General features: G+C 65.8%; 16 protein-coding genes and 1 pseudogene. 10 read left to right on the top strand and 7 right to left on the bottom strand.

Annotated features, from left to right (window positions below; genetic code table 11):
* The 5 genes and pseudogenes from V5A53_RS06655 to V5A53_RS06675 form a co-directional block, all read left to right on the top strand.
* A pseudogene (locus tag V5A53_RS06655) lies at nucleotides 1–240 on the top strand (orotate phosphoribosyltransferase); the annotation flags it as partial.
* Nucleotides 241–346: 106 nt separating this feature from the next.
* A complete protein-coding gene (locus V5A53_RS06660; RefSeq protein WP_332312799.1) occupies nucleotides 347–1,060 on the top strand; it encodes a phosphoribosyltransferase family protein in 714 nt (237 codons plus the stop codon).
* A gap of 111 nt (nucleotides 1,061–1,171) precedes the next feature.
* Nucleotides 1,172–2,650: an NCS2 family permease gene (locus V5A53_RS06665; protein WP_332312800.1), complete on the top strand. Its 1,479-nt coding sequence runs from the start codon at nucleotides 1,172–1,174 to the stop codon at nucleotides 2,648–2,650.
* An 84-nt stretch (nucleotides 2,651–2,734) separates the two neighbouring features.
* Nucleotides 2,735–4,156 (top strand): aryl-sulfate sulfotransferase, encoded by a 1,422-nt coding sequence (locus tag V5A53_RS06670; RefSeq protein ID WP_332312801.1) that lies wholly within the window; start codon nucleotides 2,735–2,737, stop codon nucleotides 4,154–4,156.
* Nucleotides 4,157–4,255: 99 nt separating this feature from the next.
* A complete protein-coding gene (locus V5A53_RS06675; protein WP_332312802.1) occupies nucleotides 4,256–4,507 on the top strand; it encodes a glutaredoxin family protein in 252 nt (83 codons plus the stop codon).
* 6 nt (nucleotides 4,508–4,513) lie between these two features.
* On the opposite strand, the gene V5A53_RS06680 is transcribed toward V5A53_RS06675, so the two are convergent.
* The 3 genes from V5A53_RS06680 to V5A53_RS06690 form a co-directional block, all read right to left on the bottom strand.
* Nucleotides 4,514–5,182, bottom strand: coding sequence for a hypothetical protein (locus V5A53_RS06680; protein WP_332312803.1), 669 nt, complete (start codon nucleotides 5,180–5,182; stop codon nucleotides 4,514–4,516).
* Nucleotides 5,179–6,519, bottom strand: a complete 1,341-nt coding sequence (hemL, locus tag V5A53_RS06685) for a glutamate-1-semialdehyde 2,1-aminomutase (protein WP_332312804.1) — start codon at nucleotides 6,517–6,519, stop codon at nucleotides 5,179–5,181. The genes V5A53_RS06680 and hemL overlap by 4 nt, the downstream gene beginning before the upstream one ends.
* A 330-nt stretch (nucleotides 6,520–6,849) precedes the next feature.
* Complete coding sequence (locus tag V5A53_RS06690; protein ID WP_332312805.1) at nucleotides 6,850–7,764, bottom strand: thiamine-phosphate synthase family protein; 915 nt, start codon at nucleotides 7,762–7,764, stop codon at nucleotides 6,850–6,852.
* A 124-nt stretch (nucleotides 7,765–7,888) separates the two neighbouring features.
* Here V5A53_RS06690 and tenA point away from each other — a divergent pair, with 124 nt between their 5' ends.
* The 3 genes from tenA to V5A53_RS06705 are packed head-to-tail and all read left to right on the top strand — an operon-like array spanning nucleotide 7,889 to nucleotide 10,845.
* Nucleotides 7,889–8,548, top strand: coding sequence for a thiaminase II (gene tenA / locus V5A53_RS06695; RefSeq protein WP_332312806.1), 660 nt, complete (start codon nucleotides 7,889–7,891; stop codon nucleotides 8,546–8,548).
* Nucleotides 8,545–9,303 carry a TenA family protein gene (locus V5A53_RS06700; protein ID WP_332312807.1) on the top strand — a complete coding sequence of 253 codons (759 nt, stop codon included), beginning with the start codon at nucleotides 8,545–8,547 and terminating at the stop codon, nucleotides 9,301–9,303. The genes tenA and V5A53_RS06700 overlap by 4 nt, the downstream gene beginning before the upstream one ends.
* Nucleotides 9,304–10,845, top strand: coding sequence for a sodium:solute symporter family transporter (locus tag V5A53_RS06705; RefSeq protein ID WP_332312809.1), 1,542 nt, complete (start codon nucleotides 9,304–9,306; stop codon nucleotides 10,843–10,845).
* Between the two features lie 123 nt (nucleotides 10,846–10,968).
* Here the strand turns inward: V5A53_RS06705 and V5A53_RS06710 are convergent, their stop codons facing one another.
* From V5A53_RS06710 to hemB, 4 genes are all read right to left on the bottom strand, one after another.
* On the bottom strand, nucleotides 10,969–11,412 hold the full coding sequence (locus V5A53_RS06710; protein ID WP_332312810.1) for a winged helix-turn-helix transcriptional regulator: 444 nt from the start codon (nucleotides 11,410–11,412) through the stop codon (nucleotides 10,969–10,971).
* Between the two features lies 1 nt (nucleotide 11,413).
* On the bottom strand, nucleotides 11,414–13,141 hold the full coding sequence (locus V5A53_RS06715; RefSeq protein WP_332312811.1) for an ammonium transporter: 1,728 nt from the start codon (nucleotides 13,139–13,141) through the stop codon (nucleotides 11,414–11,416).
* Between the two features lie 308 nt (nucleotides 13,142–13,449).
* Entirely contained in the window at nucleotides 13,450–13,698 is a 249-nt protein-coding gene (locus V5A53_RS06720) for a hypothetical protein (RefSeq protein ID WP_332312812.1), read from the bottom strand.
* A gap of 83 nt (nucleotides 13,699–13,781) precedes the next feature.
* Entirely contained in the window at nucleotides 13,782–14,762 is a 981-nt protein-coding gene (gene hemB / locus V5A53_RS06725; RefSeq protein ID WP_332312813.1) for a porphobilinogen synthase, read from the bottom strand.
* Between the two features lie 80 nt (nucleotides 14,763–14,842).
* Here hemB and V5A53_RS06730 point away from each other — a divergent pair, with 80 nt between their 5' ends.
* Together V5A53_RS06730 and V5A53_RS06735 are read left to right on the top strand one after the other, a co-directional pair.
* A complete protein-coding gene (locus tag V5A53_RS06730) occupies nucleotides 14,843–15,322 on the top strand; it encodes a TspO/MBR family protein (RefSeq protein WP_332312814.1) in 480 nt (159 codons plus the stop codon).
* Between the two features lie 116 nt (nucleotides 15,323–15,438).
* Nucleotides 15,439–16,058, top strand: a 620-nt coding sequence (locus V5A53_RS06735; RefSeq protein WP_332312815.1) for a DedA family protein, incomplete at its 3' end; no start/stop codon positions are given.

Consider the following 16,058-nt stretch of genomic DNA (forward strand, 5'->3'; position numbering starts at 1 on the left):
CAGATCGAAGGCGAGTTCGAGGAGGGCGAGGAGGTCATCGTCCTCGAAGATATCGCCACGACGGGCCAAAGCGCCATCGACGCCGTCGAGGCCCTCCGGGATGCCGGCGCCGTCGTCGACCGCGTGCTGGTCGTCGTCGACCGCGAGGAGGGTGCCCGCGAGAACCTCGCGGAACACGATATCGAACTCCAGTCGCTGGTGACCGCATCGGACCTGTTGGCCGACGCCGACCGACAGTAGCTCGCTGATTCACGCGGCGGCCCGCCGTGTATATCCATTTATGTGTCTATATCTTCGAAATTCCACACCGAAGTATTCATACACGTGCGGGGATTGGCGTCTATTTATGAACCGCTCGGAGAAGGCAGCCCTCCAGTTGCGCGCCGTCGACGTGTTGCGGACGCTCAAGGAGACGCGCACCTACGAGGAGCTCGCTGCGGAGACGGGCCTGCCAGCCGGCGACCTCAACCGCTACGTCAACGGCCACGTCCTGCCCAGTGAAGCGCGCGCCCGCGAGGTCGTCGAGGAGGTCGGCGAGACGCTGCTCGCCGGGGAACTCGACGCCCGCATCACCGTCGACGACGAGGGCTACGTCGATAACTCACAGGTCGTCTTCGACCAGTCGTTCCTGTCGCTCGTCCCGCCGGTCGCCGCGGAGAAACTCGACATCGAACCGCCCGATGCCGTGTTGACCGCCGCGACCGACGGCATCACGCTGGCCGCGGCGATGGCGCGGTACTTCGGCGCCCGGTGTGCCTACGCCAAGAAGTCCCGCGAGACGGCCGTCGAGGAGTTCATCGAGGCCCGTCAACGGCTTTCCTCGGGCATCGAGATCGACTACTACCTCCCCGCCAACGCCATCGAATCCGGTGAATCGGTGCTCGTCGTCGACGACCTCATCCGGTCGGGCGAGACCCAGGAACTCCTGCTCGATATCGCGAAATCCGCCGACACCGAGGTCGCCGGCGTCTTCGCGCTCATCGCGGTCGGCGACGAGGGTATCGACCGCGCGAAGCGTCACACCGACGCCCCCGTCGGCGCGCTCGTCGAACTGGACTGACCCCCTCGACACCCGCCGCCGCGCCGCGGCATTCCATATACGTGTATATATCTGGAAATTTTAGACGGCAACTCTTAAGTCTCCGTCCTGTGGTATGCCCGAACGTGAATTATGGGTCTTACTGATTCGCTCGCCGACTACTTCGATTTCGACGAGCACGACACCGACTTCCGTACCGAGAGCCTCGCGGGCGTGACCACGTTCCTCGCGATGGCCTACATCATCGTCGTCAATCCGAACATCCTCGCGCCGGCCATCGTCGGCGGCTTCCCCGAGGGGGACAACGTCCCGACGACGACCATCAACGGCGCGACCTACGACTTCTTCCAGGTCGTCGAGATGCTGACGGTCGTCACGATACTGGCGTCGGTCATCGCCATCCTCGTGATGGCCCTGTACGCCAAACGACCCTTCGGACTGGCACCCGGGATGGGCCTGAACGCCTTCTTCACGTTCACCGTCGTCCTCACGCTGGGCGTCCCGTGGCAGGTCGCTCTCGCGGCCGTCTTCGTCGAAGGGCTCATCTTCATCGCCCTGACGGCGGTCGGCGCGCGGACCTACGTCATCCAACTCTTCCCGGAACCGGTCAAGTTCGCGGTCGGGGCCGGTATCGGTGTCTTCCTCCTCTTCCTTGGCCTCCAGGAGATGCAGGTCGTCGTTAGCGATCCCGCAACCCTCGCGACGCTGGGCAACGTCCTCGAAAGCCCCGTCGCGGCCCTCTCGCTGCTCGGTCTCGCCGTCACGCTGATGCTGTACGCGCGTAACGTGCGTGGCTCCATCGTCATCGGCATCCTGTCGACGGCCATCGCGGGCTACGCCCTCACGCTGGCCGGCGTCGTCGAACGCGGCGTCCTCGAACCCGGTACCGTGAGCCAGGTCGAATCCGAGGGCGTCGGTGCGCTGCTGTTCGGTGTCCAGTACGACTTCACGCCACTCGTCTACGGCTTCATCGATGGCCTCGGCCTCATCACGCAGGACCCCCTTACCTTCGCGCTGGTCGTCTTCACGTTCTTCTTCGTCGACTTCTTCGATACTGCCGGCACGCTCATCGGCGTCTCCCAGATCGGTGGCTTCCTCGACGAGGAGGGTGACCTCCCCGGGATGGACAAGCCGCTGATGGCCGACGCCATCGGGACGACCGCGGGCGCCATCATGGGTACCTCGACGGTCACCACGTACATCGAATCCGCCACAGGAATCGAAGAGGGCGGCCGGACGGGCTTCACCGCGCTGGTCGTCGGCATCCTCTTTGCGGCCTCGCTGCTCGTCGTTCCGCTGGTTTCGGCGATTCCGCAGTACGCGACCTACATCGCGCTGGTCGTCGTCGGGATCATCATGTTGCAGGGCGTCGCCGACATCGACTGGCAGGACCCCGCATGGGCCGTCTCCGCGGGTCTCACGATCACCGTCATGCCGCTGACGACGTCTATCGCGAACGGACTCGCGGCCGGCATCATGAGCTATCCGCTCGTCAAGGCCGCCGTCGGCGAGGCCGAGGACGTCTCCCTCGGCCAGTGGACGCTTGCGGTCGTCTTCATCCTCTACTTCATCGTCTACTTCGCCGCGCAGGCCGGTCAACTGGCGTTCTAAGGCACCCGGTCGGCTTTTTGATCCTTCTCGGGGTCGCCTTGCCGAATCGTAACACATTCCTTTCGCTCCCCACCCAGAGACGGTATGGACCGCCCGTCCCTCGACGAGTATCCCCGGCGTACCCTGATTCGCGCGGGACTCGCTTTTCTCGTGGCTGCTCTCCTGCTTCCAGCAGCCGTCTCCTATGTCAGCTCCGATACGCTCGAACTCGGCCCCGGCGAGGTCGAGCAACCCGCTGACAACACCACCTACGTCAGCGTCCAGGGGTTCCACTTCGCCGGCTACGGTGCGGCGAAAAAGCCCGCCCGCCTCGTGGCTGCCGACGAGAACGCCGAGATGAAATCGCATTTCGAGGGGGACGACATCGGCGTCAACTGGTTCTACGAGGTCGACCTCCGCGAGAACGGCAACCTCTTCGTCACGTCGACGTACCCCGAGGGCACGACCGTCTTCGAGTTCGACCCCGAGACCCAGGAGGTGGTCTGGACCCACCGGCTGCCTGGCGTCATGGATACCCACAACGTCGACCGGCTCTCCGGGGACCGCATCCTCGTCGCCAACATGCGCGAATACGACGGCCAGACGAGCAACGACCGCCTCTACATCGAGAACACCGACACCAACGAGACCGAGTGGGAGTGGGTCTTCCACGAGCAGTACCCCAACGACACCGACGGCGGCTTCAAGGCCGACTGGACCCACGTCAACGACCTCGATACCATCGGCGAGGAGGACCGCTACGTCCTCACCTCTCCCCGGAACTTCGATCAGGTCATCGTCATCGACCGCGAGACCGACGAGATCGTCATGCGACTCGGCGAGGACGACGACCACGACACCCTCAACGAACAGCACAACCCCGACTACATCGAGCGGGAGGACGGCACGCCGGTCATCATCGTCGCCGACAGCGAGAACGACCGCGTCGTCGAATACGAACGCGACTGTGGCGACGCCGACCCGCGCCTCGGCGCCGGGACGCCGCCCGAAGACTGCGAGTGGGACCTCGTGTGGTCGGTCGACGGCTTCAACTGGCCCCGCGATGCCGACCGCCTCCCCAACGGCAACACGCTGGTGACCGACACGCTCAATCACCGCGTCGTCGAGATCAACCCGCAGGGCGAGGTCGTCTGGGAGTTCTACGCCGCGTGGGCGCCGTACAACGCCGAACGGGGCACCGACGACAGCCACGGCCCGACGATGAGCGACCACGGGACGACCGGCAACTACACCGTCTCCGGCGGCGGCGACGTCGGCCCGGCATCCCGATATCAGGTCGCCAACGGCATCAACGACTTCGGGTCCTACACGCCCCTCGAATCCCAGTTCGAATCCCTCGCCTCGACGTACGCCCACGTCGAACCGTGGTTCCGCCCGGTCGGTATCGGCTCGTGGGCGTTCCTCTCGGCGGTCATCGGCCTGCTCGTCGCCCTCGGGTGGGGCCTCGGCGAAGTCGTCATGCGCCGAAAGCGTATCGTCAGCGGCCTCAAACACCGGGTTTCGTAACGGTCTGCCCGGTATCGGCCACAATACCGCTTTCGCTGTCTTATCCCAGCTACCATTTCACCGTCGGCCTCTTATGGGACGCCCGTCTATTCGACGGTGATGGCGAACATCACTCTCTACGAACTGCCCGGATGCCCGTTCTGTATACGGGTCATCAACAAGCTGGACGAACTCGGGCTGGAGTACGACAGCATCGAAGTGCCGAGGGCCCACAGCCAGCGCGAGGAGGTCAAGGAGGTAAGCGGTCAGACGGGCGTGCCCGTCATCGTCGACGAGGAACACGGCGTCGACGGGATGGCCGAATCCCGCGACATCATCGAGTACCTCGAAGAAACGTACGGCAGCGCCTGAGGCGTGTTACTCACGGGTCGAACGTGCCCGATACCGTTTTCCAAGATAGCCGAGTGCCAACAGTGGCTGGAGCACCGCGACCAGCAGACAGAGGAAGGCGATGCCGAGATACAGCGCTGGGTTGGGGTTCCAGCGGTAGCGGCTCCGGCGGACGAAGGCGGCATCCCGGTGGATGCCGACTGGCAGGAGGCCGGCGGTGACGGTCGCCGCGACGGCGAGGACCGTTCCGACGGTCGCCGCGGTGCCGAACAGGCCGACGAGGACGGTCAGTGGTCCGATGACCGCCGCGGTGGCGACCGCGAGCCACCAGTATCGCCCACGGACGGTCGGCGGGACGTGTTCGTAGCGCCGATACAGGTAGACGAGTGCAACCAGCGGCGCCGAAACCAGCAGGGCACCGGCGGCGTAGAGATAGCGACTCGGCGCCCATGACACATCGCTGTCACCGAATCCCCGTGCGTCCAGGAAGAGACAGACGGGAATCCCGACACGAATCGTGACGGCGGCGACTCCGACGCCGAGAAGGACCGCCCGCTGTATCCCGGGAACCGGGGCTTTCGCGAGGGCTGCGACGACGCCGGCCCCGACGACGACGGGAAATATCAAAAGCAGGCGTTCGAGCCAGTGGCTCCAGCGGGGTGATGGTTCCCCGACGGGCCGCTTGCTCGTGGTCACAGCGTCGATTTGTACGCTTCTAGCGTCTCCTCGACGTCCTCCTCGGTGTGGCCGTAGGAGACGAAGTTCGACTCGAACTGGTTCTGCGAGACGAGGACGCCCTCCTCGATCATCTGCGGCCGGAACAACCGCGCGTAGCGGTCGGTCTCGGCCCCCTTGACGTCGGTGCCGCGCTTCGGACAGGTGGCATAGCGGCTACAGGAGTGGTCCTGCCGACAGCCGTTGGCACAGCAGTCGTCCTGTGGGCCGTCCTCGCCGCGGGTGAAGACGACCTTGAAGATGGAGTCGGTGCCGACGACGGTGTACTCGGGCGCCTGATCGGCGAGGATGTCCGACAGGCCCTCCCGGAGTTGCTGGCCGAGTTCGTTGACGTGGTCGTGGACGTCGTGTTCGGCGCAGTACTTCAGCGTCTCCAGTCCTGCGGCCATCGTAACGGGGTGGCCGGAGAAGGTACCGGCCTGGAAGACGTCGCCGGCGGGCGTGAACTGCTCGATGTACTCGGTCTTGCCGCCGATGGCGCCGACGGGGTAGCCGCCGCCGATGATCTTGCCGAACGTCGTGATGTCGGGGTCGATGTCGAACTTCCCCTGCGCACATTGGAGACCGCCGATTCGGAAGCCGGTGATGACCTCGTCGAAGATGAGCAGCGAGCCGTGCCTGCTCGTCAGCGTCCGCAACTTCTCGTGATAGCCGTCTTCGGGATAGACGATACCCATGTTCGCCTGGACGGGTTCGACCAGCACGGCCGCGATATCGTCGCCGTGCTTCTCGAAGACCTCGCGGGCGGCATCGGTGTCGTTGAACGGGATCGGAATGGTGTGTTCCGCGAAGGACTGGGGGATGCCCGCGGTGGAGGGCTTTGGGTGGTCGGCGTCGCCCTCGACGAGCGTCGTCTCCTGAGCGCCGTGGTAGCCGCCCTGCATGACGACGATCTTGTTCCGCTCGGTGACCGCCCGCGCGAGGCGGCAGGCCGAAACGGTCGCCTCGGTGCCGCTGTTGACGAAGCGGATCATCTCGACGCTGGGGACGTGCCGGCAGACGAACTCGGCGTGTTCGACCTCGATCTCGGAGGGCATGCCGTACATCGGTCCTTCGGCGGCCCGCGACTGGACGGCCGACTGGACCGGTTCGGGGGTGTCGTGGCCCAACAGCAGTGGGCCGAGGCCCTGCACCCAGTCGATGTATCGGTTGCCGTCGGCGTCGATGACGTGGCCACCGTCGCCCCGCTCGACGAAGAGCGGATACGGCTGTGGGGCGGCCCGCACCGACGAGTTGACGCCGCCCGGCAGCACCGACAGCGCCCGGCCGTACAGCGAACGAGATGCTTCGTGGTTCATACCTCGACGTTCGATTGCCCACCCGATAGGCGTTACCGTCTTTTCGTGGACTGCCGTCTCTCACCGGCTCGGGTATTAAAAATCGGATGAAACAAAGAACTATCCGAAAATAATTGGGCAGATGCGTTCAAATACTACGAGCTGTTCTAGATATTGCCGTATCGAACAAAGTATTTACCATGAACGTCGTATAGACGATGTCGCGGGCAACCGCGGCTGGCTGTATCGACCGCTCAGAACGACCGCTCGGCTGGCACTTGCGGTTCCTCCGTCGGGGCCCGGCCGGCCCCGCATTCACTTCTCCGAGCCTTGCCGCGACGGCGACCGACGCTATTCGCCGACCACCTCGACGACGAACTCGGCGGCATCGACGGCCGTTTCACCGAAGACGTAGGTGATAGGTTCGATGCCGAAATCGCCCTCGTGGTAGATGACTCGCGGGACGCCGCCAGTCTCCTCGAACAGTTCGGCGAGGTGGGCCTCGCGGTCCTCGTAGGCGGCGTCGAATTCGAGGGGTTCGACGCCACGCTCTCTCGCGCTGTCGAGCAGTTCGTCGCTCGTCGCGAGGTTGACCGCGGCCCGGCGGGTGGGGTCGGCGGCCATCGCCGTCAGAATCGCGCGGGCGACGTGCTCCGAGGCGCCGAACTCGGGGTTGGAGGGAACGTTGACCCGCCCGCGCAGGTCGTGAATCCGGCCGGGAATCGCGGCGACCTCGAGGGGGTCGCTGGCGTCGGGCAGCGCCATCCCGATGTTCATCCCGACGTTGGGGATGTGGTCGACGACGGCGGGCGTGTCAGCGACCATGCGGGCGGCCTTGCGGACCGATTCGAGCACCTGCTGTTCGGCCAGCACGGCGCCGTCCTGCCCGCGGACACAGAGGTCACAGCCCAGTCCCTGCAGTTCGGGCATCGCCTCCTCGTGGAGTTCACAGATGGGCCCGCGGTCCTCGTACTCCCTGACGAGCGCCAGCAGTTCCGACAGCGCCTCGTAGTCGTCCATCTCGCCGGTGGTGAACCCCTCGGCGATACGTTCGACGGTCCGCTGCATGCGGGCGTCCTCGGCCAGTCGGGGTTCGAGGTTCGGGTCGCCGCTGACGTACTTGCTCACCGCGGCCTGTGTCACGCCGAGGCGGTCCGCGATCTCCTGCTGGGTCAAGCCTCGCTCGTGGAGTTCGGTCGCCAGCATGGCGCGGGCGGTCGGCAGGAACCGCTCGACGACGATCTCGCTCGGCAGGTGCAGCGCCATCGACACCGACTGCGAACGGGTGGCGCATAAGGATTGACGTAGGGAATGTCGACCACCTGACTCTCTATAAAACTAGCTTATATTAGTTAGTTATATCACGATCGAATACCCACCACGAGACGATATGGCGTTCAGCGACCACCTGCTCGACGCGGGCGAGCATGTCTGGGAGGCACAGAAAAAACACCCGTTCGTGACCGAACTCGCCGCCGGCACGCTCGATTCGGCGGCCTTCGAAACGTGGGTGCGGCAGGACTACCGGTATCTGCTGGACTACGCCCGGCTCTTCGCTATCGCGGGGACGAAGGCCCGCGACGAGGAAACGATGACACACCTGCTTGGGATCGCCCATCAGGTGCTCGACGAGGAGATGGACCTCCACCGAGAGTTCGCCGCCGACTACGGCATCAGCGAGGCCGAACTGGAGACCACCGAGAAGGCGCCGACCTGTGTCGCCTACACGAACTTCCTGCTGCGAACGGCCTACGAGGGCTCCATCGCCGAGATCGCGGCGGCGCTGTACCCCTGCATGCAGGGGTATCTCGACGTCGCCGAACACATGGACTCGCTGGCCGAGGGCGAACACCAGTACACCCCGTTTATCGAGACCTACACCAGCGACGAGTTTCGCGAAGCGACGGCGTGGTGCCGGGAGTTCGTGGATCGCTGTGGCGACCGCTATCCCGGCGAACACGACGCGATGGAGGCGGCCTTCCTCACGAGCGCGAAACTCGAATATCGCTTCTGGGAGATGGCCTACACGCTGGAGGGGTGGGGACTATGAGCGGTGCCGACGCGGCCGAGGCGGTCCCGGACAGCTACGAAGCCTACGCATCGGCTCGACTCTCGCCGCGCTTTACCGACTGGCTTCAAGCCCGCGCCGAACCTGCCTGGACAAACGCAGTCGGACACACCTTCGTCGAGGAGTTGAGCGCCGGCACGCTCGACGAGGATGCCTTCGCCGACTACCTCGTGCAGGATTACGCCTTCGTCGACGAACTCGTCGGTACCTTCGGTTATGCGGTCGGACAAGCGCCCGACATGGACGCCAAGCGCCAGTTCGTCGAGTTCCTCGATACGGTCACCGATGACGAGAACGATTACTTCGAGCGGTCCTTCGACGCCCTCGGTGTGCCAACCGACCGCTGGCAGGCCCCGACGCCGACGGAGGCGACGGCGGCCTTCACCGACCTGCTCGGCCACGCCGCCCGGGAAGGCGGCTACGCCGAAACGCTCGCCGTTCTCGTGCCTGCTGAGTGGATCTACGAGACGTGGGCGACGACGGCTACTGAGCGCCACGGCGATCCGAGTGTCGACCTCCCGAGTGCGGGCATTGATCTCCCTTTCTACTACGGCGAGTGGGTCGACTTGCACGCCGTCCCCGATTTCGTTGCTTTCGTCGAGTGGCTCCGCGAGCAACTCGACGCGGTCGGTCCCGACCTCTCGCCGCGCCGGCAGGCCCGCGTCGAGGCGCTTTTCCGCCGGACGGTCGACCTCGAAGTGGCCTTCTTCGATTCCGCTTATAAGGAGGAGGCGTAGATGGTCTCGACGACCGTCGCCCTCGGCGCCACCGTCGCCGTCGTCCTCGCGTTCAGCGCCGTCGGCCTGCTCGCGGCTCGCGGGCGCGTGCGCTCGATCGAGGACTTCATCTCGGCCCGCGACTCGGCCGACCGTGGCACCCTCACGGCGACGCTGGTGGCCTCGTCGATGGGCGTCTGGATACTGTTCAGCCCCGCCGAGGCGGGCGCGGCCTTCGGCGGGCTGCCCGCCATCCTCGGCTACGCTCTCGGGAGCGCCATCCCGTTCCTGCTTTTCATCCCGGTCGGTCTGCGGATTCGGAAACTCCTGCCCGAGGGCCACTCGCTGACGGAATTCGCCTACGCCCGGTTCGGGCCGGTGATGTACGGCTTCATCCTCGCCATCTCCGTCTTCTACATGTTCGTCTTCCTCGCCGCGGAGATGACCGGCATTGCGGGTGCCCTCTCGCTCGTCGCGGGCGTCCCGCTGTGGACTACCTCCCTGCTCATCGGCGGGTTCGTCCTCGTCTACACCGTCTACGGCGGCCTCGTCGCCAGCATCGTCACCGACACCGTCCAGACGCTGGTCATCCTCCCGCTGCTGGCGGTCGGCTTCGGCGGCGCTCTGCTCGCCCTGGGCGGTCCCGGCGAGATTCACGCCTCGGCGACCGCCGCCGACGCCGCCCTGCTTGACCTCGGTTTCCGCCCCGGATTGGAGTTCGGCGTCTACGTCGTCTTCGCCATCCTCGGTGCGAACATGCTGAACCAGGGCGTCTGGCAGCGTGTCTACGCCGCCGACGGCGAGGCGACCCTCCGGTCGGGGTTCGGCACAGCGGCCGTCCTCGTCGTCCCGATGGTCCTGCTGTCGGGTCTCTTCGGCGTCGCCGCCGCGGCACTTGGCCTCGCCGGCCCGGATACCGCGAGCATCGCCTTCTTCCTCGTGTTGCAGGAGGCCTTCCCCTCGTGGGTGATCCTCGCCGTCGTCGTCCTCGCCGTCCTGCTCGTGATGAGCTCCGCCGATACGATGGTCAACGCCATCGCCAGCGTCGTGACCGCCGACCTCGCGCGCCTGCTCGATGACCCGGACCAGCGGACCCTCTGGCTCGGCGGCCGGGGGCTGACCGTCGCCGTCGCTCTGGGTGCCATCGCCATCGGCTCGCAGGGCTACAGCGTCCTCGAACTCTTCCTGACGGCGGACCTTCTGGCCGCGGCAGTCTTCGTTCCCTTCCTCGCCGGCCTCTACACTCGGGACCTCTCGGGGGTCGGCGCCGTCGCAGCTAGCGTCGCCGCGCTGGCCGTCGGAATCGCCTTCTTCCCGCTGTTGCGCGGGCCGCTGGCGCTCGTACCCGGTCTCGTCGAGTCCCTCCCTGCGCCCTCCTTTTTATATTCGTTCGTCGGGGCGACAGGCGTCGCGGCCGCCGGTACGCTCGTCGGCACCCTCGTCGGGAGCGCAGGCGTCGACCTCGATTCGCTGGACCGGCGGATTCGGTCCCTCGACGAACCGGTCGCCGATGGGGGCGTCGAGGCGCCTACTGACGAAGAAACGGAGGTGACCGACCGATGAGTGCCGTCGGCGCGACGACCTTTGCGGCTCTCGCGTGGGGCGCCGTCCTGCTGGTGCTTGGCGGATTCGGGTACGTCGTGCGTGCCCTGCTGTCGGCGCGGGCGTCGAAATAAAAGAGGGTCGCTATTCGGGCGCTATCGGGCAGTCCGCCTCGCTGACCACGTCGACGCGGACCACGTCGACGGCCCGAACCGCGGCGTCGGCGTGCAATTCCTGCAAACAGCTACCAATGGCGTTCTCGTCGCCGAACTTGCCGACGGCGACGACGGTGTGGTGGCCGCTCGTCTCGTAGACGGTGACGAACGCCGGCTTCTCGCGAAGCCGGGCCGTCACGGCATCGATGTTCTCGTGGTCGACCGCCAACTGGAAGATGGCCGTCTCGTAGCCGAGTCGGTCGTAGCCCAGTCGGGCGGCATAGCCCGTGATGACGCCGTCGTCTTCGAGCGCCCGCAGGCGGTCCTGCACCGTCGTCGCGGCCGTGTCGGTTTCGGCGGCGAGCGACCGGACGTCGGCGCGGCCGTCCGCATAGAGCGTGGCGACGAGCCGCCTGTCGAGCGAGTCGGTCACGTTAGACCGCGCTCGGTCCGACCTCACCGGTGCGGATCTGGTAGGCGTTCTCGACCGGGAGGATGAACACCTTCCCGTCGCCCGGTTCGCCGGTCTTGGCCGAATCGCGGATGGCCTCGGCGACGTCCTCCGCGGGGATGTCCGCGACGACGCATTCGAGCTTCACCTTCTGGTGGAGGTCGACGCTGTACTCCTCGCCGCGCCACTGACCAGTCTTGGCGGGCTGGGAGCCGCGACCGGAGATGTTGGTCACCGACAGGGAGGGTGCGCCGACTTCGGCGAGGCCCTTCTTGACGTCCGAGAGCTTGTCCGGGCGGATGAACGCCGTGACCATCTTGATCTGACCGTCGTTGGCGACGCCGCCGTCGGGGCGGACGATGTTGTCCTCCTCGACGAAGCCACCGTCGGTGGCCGCGGGACCGGTCGAGCCGCTCCCGAACTCGGGGTAGGTGTTGGTGCCGTGCTCGGAGATGTCGAGGCCCTCACGCTCGTGGCCGGGTGAGACGCGAGCCTGGCCGGCGGCTTTGAAGAGCCCCCAGACGAGTGCGGTCGCCAGGACCGTCCACAGCGTGATGATGGCCGTCCCGAGGATCTGGGGGACGAACATCGAGGCTTCGACCGAGAGGATGCCGCCCGGGACGACGCCGCCGGCGATGGCGGTGCCGCCGGTCGACCACAGCGGGAACAGGATGATGCCGAGTGCGCCCGCGCTCCCGTGGACCGGGAAGACTGCACAGACGTCGTCGATTTTCAGTTTCTTCTCGACGATCTCGAAGACGATGGGCAGCTGTGCGCCGGCGAGCAGGCCGAGCATGAGGCCGCCCATCGGAGTGAGCACGTCGGCGGTGCCCGTCACGCCGACGAGGCCCGCGAGCATGCCGTTTGCGACGTAGAGCGTGTCTACCTTTCCGGTGCGTGCGAGGGCGACGGCGCCGGCACCGAGTGCGCCCATCGCCATGCCGAGCGTCGTGTTCAGCGCGACGCGGCCGACGATATCCCAGCCAGCCCCGAGGACGAGTTCGCCGCTTTCGACGGCGAAGACGTTGACGGAGGTACCGACGTTGAATCCGTACCAGCCGAAACAGAGGACGAGCGTCCCGAGGACCGCGAAGGTCATCGAGTGGCCCGGAATGACGTTGACCGAGCCGTCCTCACCGAACCGGTCCATCCGGGCGCCGAGCATGTAGGCGGCCGTCAGGCCCGCGATCCCCCCAACGCCGTGGACGATCATGCCGCCCGCGAAGTCGTGGAAGCCGAGTTGTGACACGAAGCCACCGGCCCACGTCATGCCGGTCACGACGGGGTAGATGACTGCGGCGACGAGGAAGGTGTACGTCACGTACGCGCGGAGTTTCGCGCGGCCGGCGACGGCCCCGGAGACGATCGTCGCCATCGTCATCGCGAAGACGGCGCCGTAGAGCCAGTTGACCCAGCCGAAGTTACCGGCGCCGAACTGGGTCAGGCTACCGTACTCGCCGGCACCGGTCAGCTGACCGACCAGTCCCGAAACCCCCGCACCGAGAAGGAAGAACACGATGACGCCGATGGACCACGTCAGCATGTTCTTGGTCAGCTGGTTGGCGACGTTCTTCGAGCGCACCTGCCCGGCCTCCAGCATCGCGAAGCCGGCGTGCATGAAAAAGATAAGGAAGGTCACGACCAGAATCCACAGCCAGTTGACCCCCTCAGCGACGACCGCTGGATCTACCTGCAGCGCTACGTCTAGCATCCTTCCACCTCGATACCGTTACGGCTTATATCTGAATACACGTCCATGCTTTCTCCAATTTGCTTCATGATTGTCTTCTGCTTCACGCGAGAACCTTATCGAATCACCCTACATAAATCCTTGAGTTAGGTTTGTCAATTTCTGAGCTTCCTTAGTGAACGGTCGTCGGATATAGGGTAGGATAATATCTGTATAAGGTCACCCTGTGTTCAAGGAAAAGCCACCATATGGGAATATTTCTGGACAAACACAAACTGCAAAGCTTGCCAACTACCTGAATCGGAACCTGTTCGCGTCGCGCGCGCCGCCTATCGACGGGCGCCGAGCAGTCCCCGGAGCAGTCCGATCGGAACGCCGACAACGACGAGGCCGCCGGTAATCACGCCAGCGAGAAGCACCGCGTTCCGGAGGAAGGTCCGGTACCACGGACAGCGGAGTCGCCCGGCGGCCGAGTAGGCCACGCAATCGGGCTGGCCGGGTGTCAAAAGCGCCGCACCGACCAGCACCACGACCGCGATACCGACGACGCCGACAGCCCCGACCCATCCGTCGCTCACCGAGCGTGTGTTCGGTCCGTCCTCCCCCCTCGGGCTCAGCTATACCGGTCGCAGAACCGGCGGCAATAAAAACGACCTGTCGTTCAGAGGGCCTCGGCGATATCCTCGGCGAAGTACGTCAGGATCAGGTCGGCACCGGCGCGTTTGATGGACAGCAGCGACTCGTGGGCGACTTCCTCCAGCGAGAGCCAGCCCTTCTCGGCCGCCGCATGCAGCATCGCGTATTCACCGGAGACGTTGTAGGCCGCCACCGGATGGTCGAACTCCCGGCGAATCTCGCTCACGATATCCAGATACGGCAGCGCGGGCTTGACCATCAGCACGTCGGCGCCCTGCTCGACGTCCAGTTGCACCTCGCGCATGGCCTCGCGCGCGTTCGCGGGATCCATCTGGTAATGCCGGCGGTCACCGAAGGCTGGCGCGCCGTCGGCCGCATCACGGAAGGGTCCGTAGAAAGCCGACTCGTACTTGGCGGCGTAGGACATGATGGGCAGGTTCTCGTAGTCCGCCTCGTCCAGCGCCGCCCGAATCGCGCCGACCATACCGTCGGTCATGCTGGATGGCGCGACCATGTCGGCGCCGGCCTCGGCGTGGGAGACGGCCGTCTTCGCGAGCAACTCCAGCGTCTCGTCGTTTTCGACCGTCAGTCGGGGGTCCTCCTCGGCCGTCTCCTCCAGCACGCCACAGTGGCCGTGGTCGGTATACTCACAGAGACAGACGTCGGTGATGACGTAGGCGTCGGTGGCGTCGGTGATCCGGCGGACCGCGCGCTGGACGACGCCCTCGTCGGCCCACGCACGCGACCCCGTCTCGTCTTTCGACGCCGGGATACCGAAGACGATCACCGCTTCGACGCCCGTCTCCATGACCTCGCGTACGCGGTCGACGCTCTCGTCGACGGGGACGCGCTCGTGGCCCGGCATCGATTCGATCTCGACGCGCTCGTCGGTCGTCGCGTCGATGAACACCGGCGCGATGAGGTCCGACGCCTGCAGTTCCGTCTCGCTGACCAGCGGGCGCACGCCGTCGGTGCGCAACCGTCGCGGGCGGTCCGTGAAGTCCATACTCGGCACTCTGAGCGCATCGCTCAAAGGGCCGTCGCTCCCGGCGACACACCTACGCCCCCACGCGCTATTTATAAGCTATGACGCTCCTACAGGGTCGCTCGCGCCGCGACCTCCTCGTCGCGGTCGGTATGGTCCTCGGCGTGAACCTCGTCGGCGCCGCCCCCGCCGTCCTCTTCGGCGCGGATACCGACTGGATCGACCGCCCGTGGTTCTTCCCGCCCGAAATCCTCTTTCCCATCGTCTGGACGCTGCTTTTCACCCTGCTCGGCGTCTCGCTGTTTCTGGTCTGGCGACGGGACTCGGACCGCCGGCCCGTTCGGGTCGCCTACGCCGTCTTCGCCGTCCAGATGGTTCTGAACGTCGTGTGGACACCGGCCTTCTTCGGCCTCCAGCGGCCCGACCTCGGCCTCATCGTCATCGTCGCCCTCTGGCTGAGCATCGTCGGGATGATAGCTGCTTTCGACCGTGTGGACCGGCGGGCGGCCGCCCTCCAACTGCCCTATCTCGCATGGGTGTCGTTCGCCGCCGTCCTCAACTACGCCATCTATGCGGGTTGATACGGGATATTGTAGTCCGTTACCGGCGAGCGCCGACCCGGACGGTGACGAAACGAGTGCCTACCCCTGCCGATGGTCATAATGCCTATATGCGGCCTCCGCCGAACGTGAACTGAATGTCGCACGGTCGTCCCTCCGCCCTCGAACGTGCCCGGGCGTTCCTCGAACGGCACCTCGTCCACATCGTCGTCGCCCTGACGCTCGCGTGTGCCGCCGTCGGTATCTACCTGCTTCTCGTCGCGGATTCGGCCTACGCCGCCGAACTGCTCGAACGGTACGGCCTCACGGCGTTGTTCTTCATCCTCATCCTCGAAGGCGCGATGCTGCTCTACTTCGCGCCCAGCGAGGCGCTGGTTCCGGCGGGTATCGCACTTCTGACCGCGGGGTCGGGCGACATCCCAGGCATCGCCGCCGTCATCGGCGTCGCCGTCGTCGGCGCCACCATCGGTCAGTTCGCGCTGTTCACCATCGCCAAGCGCGCCGGCCGGGAGTACCTCCTCGAACAGTCGTGGTTCCGCGTCTCCGAGGACCAACTCTCGCGGTTCGACGACTGGTTCGACCGCTGGGGACCCGTCGCCATCCCCGTCTCGAATGCGCTGCTCTTCACCCGCGGCATGCTCACCGTTCCGGCCGGCGTCGCGGACATGGGCGACCGGCAGTTCCTCCTGCTGTCGGCGCTGGGCAGTCTGCTCTTCCAGTCGTGGCTCGCCGCGGCGTGGCTGTTGGTCGGTGTTCG

The organism is Natronomonas sp., from assembly GCF_036625485.1.
Classification (GTDB): domain Archaea; phylum Halobacteriota; class Halobacteria; order Halobacteriales; family Haloarculaceae; genus Natronomonas.

Bases quoted from the DNA above. Each gene is read 5' to 3' on its own strand.
- V5A53_RS06690 (WP_332312805.1), bottom strand. From the start codon at position 7,764: ATGGCGCTGCACCTGCCGAGCGAGATCGTCGTCGAGCGGTTCCTGCCG.
- V5A53_RS06730 (WP_332312814.1), top strand. From the start codon at position 14,843: ATGACGCTCCTACAGGGTCGCTCGCGCCGCGACCTCCTCGTCGCGGTC.
- V5A53_RS06670 (WP_332312801.1), top strand. From the start codon at position 2,735: ATGGACCGCCCGTCCCTCGACGAGTATCCCCGGCGTACCCTGATTCGC.
- V5A53_RS06660 (WP_332312799.1), top strand. From the start codon at position 347: ATGAACCGCTCGGAGAAGGCAGCCCTCCAGTTGCGCGCCGTCGACGTG.
- V5A53_RS06715 (WP_332312811.1), bottom strand. From the start codon at position 13,141: ATGCTAGACGTAGCGCTGCAGGTAGATCCAGCGGTCGTCGCTGAGGGG.
- V5A53_RS06665 (WP_332312800.1), top strand. From the start codon at position 1,172: ATGGGTCTTACTGATTCGCTCGCCGACTACTTCGATTTCGACGAGCAC.
- V5A53_RS06700 (WP_332312807.1), top strand. From the start codon at position 8,545: ATGAGCGGTGCCGACGCGGCCGAGGCGGTCCCGGACAGCTACGAAGCC.
- hemL (WP_332312804.1), bottom strand. From the start codon at position 6,519: ATGAACCACGAAGCATCTCGTTCGCTGTACGGCCGGGCGCTGTCGGTG.
- V5A53_RS06675 (WP_332312802.1), top strand. From the start codon at position 4,256: ATGGCGAACATCACTCTCTACGAACTGCCCGGATGCCCGTTCTGTATA.
- tenA (WP_332312806.1), top strand. From the start codon at position 7,889: ATGGCGTTCAGCGACCACCTGCTCGACGCGGGCGAGCATGTCTGGGAG.
- V5A53_RS06705 (WP_332312809.1), top strand. From the start codon at position 9,304: ATGGTCTCGACGACCGTCGCCCTCGGCGCCACCGTCGCCGTCGTCCTC.
- hemB (WP_332312813.1), bottom strand. From the start codon at position 14,762: ATGGACTTCACGGACCGCCCGCGACGGTTGCGCACCGACGGCGTGCGC.